Source organism: Enterobacter cloacae complex sp. P14RS (genome assembly GCF_014895895.1).
Lineage (GTDB): Bacteria > Pseudomonadota > Gammaproteobacteria > Enterobacterales > Enterobacteriaceae > Enterobacter > Enterobacter bugandensis.
On record NZ_JADBQM010000008.1, the window covers coordinates 109,493 to 117,005 of the forward strand.

Below are 7,513 nucleotides of genomic sequence, written 5' to 3' on the forward strand. Positions count from 1 at the left end.
GTTTTTTTTCATTCTTTACATAGGGAATTCTAATGATCGTCACAAAACGCGCGTTGTTATGTTGCTAACTTACATAAAAAGCGCGTTATTCACAGAACCTTTAGTGAGCCTGATCCCAGTTTTCACCACTTCCCACTTCCACCAGCAACGGCACGTCCAGCGTCATGCTGCTTTCCATGAGTTCATGGATCTTTTTCGACACAATATCGAGATCGTCTTTGTGCACTTCAAACACCAGTTCATCGTGTACCTGCATGATCATTTTCACGCGCGGCTTCTCTTTCTCCAGCCAGGCATCAACGGCGATCATTGCGCGCTTGATGATGTCCGCTGCGGTACCCTGCATCGGGGCGTTGATCGCCGCACGCTCTGCGCCAGCGCGGCGCGCCGCGTTGCTGGATTTGATGTCCGGAAGATAGAGACGACGGCCATCCAGGGTTTCAACGTAACCTTTCTCTTTCGCCTGCGCGCGGGTGCGTTCCATATATTCCAGAACGCCCGGATAACGCTCGAAGTAAAGATCCATATACTTCTGCGACTCTTTGCGCGGAATGTTTAGCTGGCGTGAAAGGCCAAACGCGCTCATGCCGTAGATTAGACCGAAGTTGATCGCTTTTGCACTGCGGCGCTGTTCGTTGGTTACGCTGTCCAGCGGCAGACCGAAGACTTCGGCTGCTGTCGCCCGGTGAATATCCTTTCCTTCGGCAAACGCGCTGAGAAGGCCTTTGTCACGGGAGAGGTGCGCCATAATGCGCAGTTCGATTTGCGAGTAGTCCGCCGAGACAATCAGATAATCCTCTGGTGCGATGAAAGCCTGGCGAATACGGCGGCCCTCTTCGTTACGTACCGGGATGTTCTGCAGGTTGGGATCGGTTGACGAGAGACGACCGGTCGCCGCCACAGCCTGATGATATGAGGTGTGCACGCGGCCCGTTTTCGGGTTGATCATCAGCGGAAGCTTGTCCGTGTAGGTAGACTTCAGCTTCGCGAGACCGCGGTACTGAAGAATCACTTTTGGCAGCGGGTAGTCCAGCGCCAGCTCTTCCAGCACCTCTTCAGAGGTTGACGGCGCGCCGCCAGGGGTTTTCTTCAGCGGCTTAATGCCCTGCTTTTCAAACAAGATAGTTTGCAGCTGTTTCGGTGAAGAGAGGTTAAACGGCTCGCCGGCAAGGTCGTGCGCTTTTTGCTCAAGCTCGGTCAAACGCTGCGCGAGCTCGCCAGAGTGGTTATGCAGCACCGTTGGATCGATTTTAACGCCATTGCGTTCGATACGGGACAGCACGGGCACCAGCGGCATTTCAATATGCTGGAATACGTTCAGCGGACCTTCGTGCTTCTGCAGTTTTGGCCACATCTTCAGATGCAGTTGCAGCGTGACGTCGGCATCTTCCGCCGCGTAGCGCCCTGCTTCTTCAAGAGCAATCTGGTTAAAGGTGAGCTGATTTTTCCCTTTACCGGCAATCTCTTCAAAGGTAATGGTTTTGTGCTTGAGCCAGCGGTCAGATAAGGAATCCATATCATGACGGCCCGCCACGCTGTCCAGAATGTAGGATTCGAGCATAGTGTCAAAGGCAATCCCGCGCAGCTCAATGCCGTAGTTCTGCAGAATGCCGCGGTCGTACTTGAGGTTTTGACCAACCTTCAGCGCCTTTTCGTCTTCCAGAATCGGCTTCAGTAGCTCAAGCGCGCGCTCGCGGGAGATCTGCTCCGGCGCATCCAGGTAGTCGTGCGCCACGGGAACGTAGGCGGCAATACCCGGCTCTGTCGCAAAGGACAATCCCACCATATTGGCTGAGATGTTGTCGAGGCTGTCTGTTTCGGTGTCAAAGGCAAAGACCGGCGCTTTTTTCAGTTTCTCGATCCAGGCGATCAGCTGTGACTCTTCCAGAATGGTTTCGTAGTTGTCGAAGGAGAGCGCTGCGGCTTCTTCTTCCGCCTGATCTTCGGCATCAACGACAATCGTCTCTTTCGGCTTAGCAGCAGGTTTGGCCCCTTTAGCCTGCAGCCATTTACCGGCTTCCACGTCAGTGGTCCAGCGCTTGAATTCGTATTTCTTAAACAGGTTCAGCAGGTCGTCAGCGGAAGGCTGTTGCACTTCCAGCTGCTCACAGCCCAGCTCCAGTTCCACATCGGTTTTGATTGTTGCCAGCTTATAGGAGAGATAAGCCACCTCTTTGTTCTCTTCCAGCTTCCCGGCCATGGTTTTTGCGCCACGGAAGGAAAGTCCGGCGATTTTGTCTGGTTCCGCGTAGAGCGTGTCCAGACCACCCAGCCCCTGAAGCAGCGCCTGCGCGGTTTTTTCACCGACGCCAGGAACGCCAGGAATGTTATCCGAGGAGTCGCCCATCAACGCGAGGAAGTCGATAATCAGCTCTGGCGGCACGCCATACTTAGTGACTACTTCTTCTGGTCCCAGAATGGTGTTGGTCATGGTGTTGATCAGGGTAATACCTGGCGTCACCAGCTGCGCCATATCTTTATCACCGGTGCTGATCAGCACCGGACGGCCCATTTTTTCAGCTTCACGCGCCAGCGTACCGATGACGTCGTCAGCCTCCACGCCAGAGACGGCCAGCAGCGGCAGGCCCATTGCTTTCACCATGGCGTGCAGTGGCTCAATCTGCGCACGCAGATCGTCAGGCATTGGCGGACGATGAGATTTGTAATGTTCGAACAGCTCATCGCGGAAGGTTTTGCCTTTCGCATCAAAAACGACAGCCGCATGGGTGGGCTGATACTGAAGAATCAGGCTGCGCAGCATGTTCAGCACGCCGTACATCGCGCCGGTAGGTTCCCCTGCGCTATTGGTCAGAGGAGGAAACGCATGGTACGCCCGATACAGGTAAGAAGAGCCGTCGACGAGAATAAGTGGGTTTTCTGGGATCTGAACCATAATGTCCGTGCCTTTAATCAATTTATGCGTAAAGGATGCCACAGAAGGATGAAAACATCAGTTATTCAGGTTCGATACAGGAAAAGATTTTGCGATCGTGAGGATCGCTCGCAAAATTCAAACTGTGGATAAGTTTGTGAATATTTTCACTTCAAATGAAAAACAGATACTAAAAGCAGGTGCGCGTTGAGAATAAATTATTACATATCATAATGTTAATAACTAACACTGCATGAAAATAGCTTGCTGATGGCAATTTAGTCTATGTGGATATAAGTCCTGATTAGCGCACAATATTAGAGAAATCTTCTGCTTCAGGGGAAAAGCCGTCTATTGACGATATGAAAGCGCCATAATTTTGTCACTTTTCTGATAAAATCAGCCCCCAGCGCCGTATCATCGGCGGGTCCATTAAAGCTAACCACCTGAAAAAGCTCATCATGTCGAGATTGCTCGCTGCAATAACATTACCGCTAAGCATCATTTTAACAATTCTGGTGACGATTGCGTGTTCTGTGCCAATCATTATCGCCGGGATCGTTAAACTGCTGCTGCCTGTGCCTGCGGTGTGGCGATCCGTCTCTGCGTTTTGTAATTTCATGATGTATTGTTGGTGTGAAGGGTTAGCGATCCTGCTGTGCCTGAATCCGCATCTTAAGTGGGATGTCGAAGGGCTGGAGAGCCTCAACAAAAAGAACTGGTACCTGCTGATCTGCAATCATCACAGCTGGGCGGACATCGTGGTGTTATGCGTGCTTTTTCGCAAACATATCCCGATGAACAAGTACTTCCTGAAGCAGCAGCTCGCCTGGGTGCCCTTTATCGGGCTGGCCTGCTGGGCGCTTGATATGCCGTTTATGAAACGCTATTCGCGCAGCTATCTGATTCGTCATCCGGAGCGTCGCGGTAAGGATGTGGAGACCACGCGCCGCTCCTGTGAAAAGTTTCGCGCACATCCAACGACCATCGTGAACTTTGTTGAAGGCTCACGGTTTACGGAAGATAAACGTCAACAAACACGCTCCCCTTATCAGAACCTGCTTCCGCCAAAGGCGGCGGGTATTGCGATGGCGCTTAACGTGCTGGGTGCACAGTTCGATAAACTTCTGAACGTTACGCTCTGCTATCCGGAAAATGACAGGACGCCATTCTTCGATATGCTCAGCGGCAAGCTGACGCGCATTGTTGTTCGGGTGAATTTAGTGCCGATCGATGCCGGGCTGCACGGTGACTACGTTAACGATAAGAATTTTAAACGTGGTTTCCAGCAGTGGCTTAATACGCTCTGGAAAGAGAAAGACGAACAGATAGACAGCATTAAATCTTCATACAAAAACGCCGGTCAGTGACCGGCGTTTTCATATCAACGAAATTACTTCTTCTCAACCAGGTATTTCACGGTATCAGCATACTGCTGTACGAAAATATCCATGCTGCTGGTGTCCATGCCCTGCATGTTCAGCTGATATTTGCCGTTAACAAACATCGCCGGAACGCCCTGAAGCTGCAGATCAGCGGCCGCTTTTTCCTGCTGAGCAACCAGAGATTTCACTACAAAGCTGTTCCACGCGGCGTCGTACTCTTCACCTTTCACACCGGCATCAACGAACACTTTGCGGATATCCGCAGTGGTCTGAACGGTCTGGGTTTTCTGTACGGCTTCGAACATTGGAGCAGTGATTTTATCTTCCACGCCCAGCGCCATCGCAACCGCCCACGCCTGAGTCAGGTCTTTACCCAACGGGCCCAGGAACTCAACGTGGTACTTGGTCATTTTGGTGCCTTCCGGCAGCTTCTTCTTCACGTTGTCAGAAACATGCAGCACCTCTTCGAATTGATAGCAGTGCGGGCAATAGAATGAGAAGAACTCCAGAACCTGTGGCTCGCCAGCAACCGGCTTTTCCAGCGTGATAAACTGTTTACCGTCGGTAAACTGTGCAGCAGAAGCGCTAAATGCCAGAATCATACCTGCCAGCGCCAGCCAAATTTTTTTCATGATTAACTCTCTCCTGGGTGTGTCCAATTAATACATCGGCGTTAATTGCAGAGGGGGTTCCTGAAGAACCTTAACCTGCTGAGTGAATGTAGATATCTGGCTGCGCCAGTAATCTTCTCCGGTAAGCCACGGGAAATTACGAGGAAATGCGGGGTCGTCCCAACGCCTGATTAACCATGCGAGATAATAAACAAAACGCATCGCACGTAAAGGCTCAATCAGGGCAATTTCGTCTGAATTAAACGGGCTAAATTCTTCATAGGCTTCAATAATCGTTTCAAGCTGCATGCGCTGCTCGGCTTTGTCGCCATTGAGCAGCATCCACAGATCCTGAACCGCTGGTCCCATGCGCGCATCGTCGAGATCGACAAACAGCGGTCCATCGCGCCAGAGAATATTTCCGGCGTGACAATCGCCATGTAGGCGCAGAACGGAAATATCATCACGCCAGCAGGTTTTCACCGCAGCAATAAGCTTATCGGTGGCGTTGAGGAAATGCTCCTTTAACGCAGCGGGGATCAGCGCAGACGTTTCGAATATCTGACGTGGTTCGGTGAGATATTCATGAATCCCGATCGTTGGTCGGGCAGTGAACGCTGTTTTACGTCCCGTCTGATGAATGCGTCCCAGATAGCGAGCAACCCACTCCATCTGATCGATATTATCCGCTTCAAACTGGCGGCCACCCAGACTGGGAAATACGGCGTAGTAAAACCCTTCATGCGTGAGCAGCGTTTGGTTATTGAACTTTATCGGCGCGGCAACGGGGACGTCATCAACCAGCAGATCGTGAGCAAACTGGTGCTCCTCCTGAATTTGCTGTGCAGACCAACGTTCAGGGCGATAGAACTTTACGACGAAGCGCTGACGATCCTCGTCCTGAAATTGATAGACGCGGTTTTCGTAGCTGTTTAACGGAGTTAGCCCGGAATCCACACGAATACCCTGTTCAAACAGGGCATCCATAATGGTATCCGGGTGTAGTGTCTGGAAAGTAAAAGCCTGGTCGTTCATCCGATCATCCGGAAATTATACGAATGATTCAGGATATCATCTTGTAGCGATTTCGGTGGCTCCGCTTACAAGCTTTTACTCTTTAATTACGCCTCGGGCGCGCAGCAATGCAGTTTTAAAATCTTCCTCATAATCCTTCTGAATACCAGGAATAACAGCATCTTTGGCTGAGTCGCGCATTTTGAGGTGGTAGATCAGGATGTCGTCAGAAAGGTCTGCCAGATCGCCGTCAAAACCTGACTCTTTTGCCAGTTTCTGTAAGAATTGCATCAGATTCAGCTCTGGCTCTTTTTGCCAGGCTGGCTGGAGGAGTTCAATGACTTCATTCAGACGTTTACATTTCATGGTGGTGCTCCTTTCATTTAGAGTGACACGTTAGCAGGGTCAATCCCACAATAAAAGAGGCGATATTCGTGAATCTTAGCCTGGAAATCACTGGGGTCGTTCTGGCAGGCGGCAGAGCTACGCGGATGGGCGGGGAAGATAAAGGACTGCAGCTCCTGAAAGGCAAGCCCTTATGGCAGCATGTCGCTGATACGCTTGTCGATCAGGTATCGGCAATGGCGCTGAGCGCAAATCGCCATATCGATATTTACCAGCGCAGCGGGTTTCCCGTTTATCAGGATAATCTCGCAGATTTTCCGGGGCCGCTGGCCGGCATGCTTTCGGTGATGCAGCAGTCGCAGGGAGAGTGGTTTCTCTTTTGTTCGTGTGATACTCCATATATACCCACCTGCCTGGTGGAAAGGATGATGCAACAGCGAGATGATTCACCCGTGGTCTGGGTGCATGACGGCGAGCGCGACCACCCAACTATCGCGCTCATTAACCGATCCTTGATTCCTGCTATAAGCGACTATCTGGCCTCCGGAGAGCGAAGAGTGATGGTATTTATGCGTAAGGTCGGCGGACATGCTGTTGATTTTAGCGACATGAAAACATCGTTCGTGAATGTGAACACAATAGAAGATTTACAGGCCATGCAGGAGAAGAGATGAACTCTGTTTTAGCCATTTCAGCCTGGAGTGGGACAGGAAAAACCACGTTGCTGAAAAAACTGATTCCCGCGCTGTGCGCCCGCGGTATTCGTCCTGGCTTGATTAAACATACTCACCATAATATGGATGTCGATAAGCCGGGCAAAGATAGCTATGAGCTGCGCAAAGCGGGTGCCGCGCAGACAATGGTAGCAAGCAACCAGCGTTGGGCATTGATGACAGAAACGCCGGATGAGGCACCGCTGGATCTCGCGTATCTGGTAAGTCGGATGGATCACTCCATGCTGGATCTGGTGCTGGTTGAGGGATTTAAGCATGAGGCCGTGCCTAAGATCCTGCTGTTCAGAAGTGATGCCGGGCATGACATCAGCGAGTTAACGCTGGATGAGCATGTGATTGCGGTGGCCAGCGATGTTGCTCTCGATATTGAGGTTCCGGTGCTGGATTTAAATGATGAGGATGGGATTGCTGAGTTTATTGTGAAGTGGTGTGCGGTCTGACTTGCCGGGTGGCGGCTTCGCCTTACCCGGCCTACGGTTTGTGCAGCGCAGAAACGCAAAAAGGCCATCCTTTCGGATGGCCTCTTCACTTGTTTGATGCCTGGCAGTTCCC

The 7,513-nt window shown here is 51.4% G+C and carries 7 protein-coding genes; 3 read left to right on the forward strand and 4 right to left on the reverse strand.

Translation table 11 applies throughout. The features are described 5' to 3' along the window. Window positions 1–100: 100 nt before the first annotated feature. Window positions 101–2,893 (reverse strand): DNA polymerase I, encoded by a 2,793-nt coding sequence (polA, locus tag IM295_RS08090; protein WP_193066515.1) that lies wholly within the window; start codon window positions 2,891–2,893, stop codon window positions 101–103. Between the two features lie 440 nt (window positions 2,894–3,333). Between polA and IM295_RS08095 the strand changes: the two genes are divergently transcribed. Further along, window positions 3,334–4,242: an acyltransferase gene (locus IM295_RS08095; protein ID WP_045630627.1), complete on the forward strand. Its 909-nt coding sequence runs from the start codon at window positions 3,334–3,336 to the stop codon at window positions 4,240–4,242. A gap of 23 nt (window positions 4,243–4,265) precedes the next feature. On the opposite strand, the gene dsbA is transcribed toward IM295_RS08095, so the two are convergent. The 3 genes from dsbA to IM295_RS08110 form a co-directional block, all read right to left on the reverse strand. Continuing rightward, entirely contained in the window at window positions 4,266–4,889 is a 624-nt protein-coding gene (gene dsbA / locus IM295_RS08100; RefSeq protein WP_028014899.1) for a thiol:disulfide interchange protein DsbA, read from the reverse strand. Window positions 4,890–4,916: 27 nt separating this feature from the next. Further along, the gene (locus tag IM295_RS08105) at window positions 4,917–5,903 is read right to left on the reverse strand and encodes a serine/threonine protein kinase (RefSeq protein WP_193066516.1); all 987 of its coding nucleotides are present in this window, start codon (window positions 5,901–5,903) and stop codon (window positions 4,917–4,919) included. Window positions 5,904–5,978: 75 nt separating this feature from the next. Continuing rightward, window positions 5,979–6,248: a YihD family protein gene (locus tag IM295_RS08110; protein WP_008501866.1), complete on the reverse strand. Its 270-nt coding sequence runs from the start codon at window positions 6,246–6,248 to the stop codon at window positions 5,979–5,981. A gap of 68 nt (window positions 6,249–6,316) precedes the next feature. On the opposite strand from IM295_RS08110, the gene mobA reads away from it, so the two are divergent. Beyond that, the gene (gene mobA / locus IM295_RS08115) at window positions 6,317–6,901 is read left to right on the forward strand and encodes a molybdenum cofactor guanylyltransferase MobA (RefSeq protein WP_193066517.1); all 585 of its coding nucleotides are present in this window, start codon (window positions 6,317–6,319) and stop codon (window positions 6,899–6,901) included. Continuing rightward, window positions 6,898–7,401 (forward strand): molybdopterin-guanine dinucleotide biosynthesis protein MobB, encoded by a 504-nt coding sequence (gene mobB / locus IM295_RS08120; protein ID WP_192987457.1) that lies wholly within the window; start codon window positions 6,898–6,900, stop codon window positions 7,399–7,401. The genes mobA and mobB overlap by 4 nt, the downstream gene beginning before the upstream one ends. Window positions 7,402–7,513 lie beyond the last annotated feature (112 nt).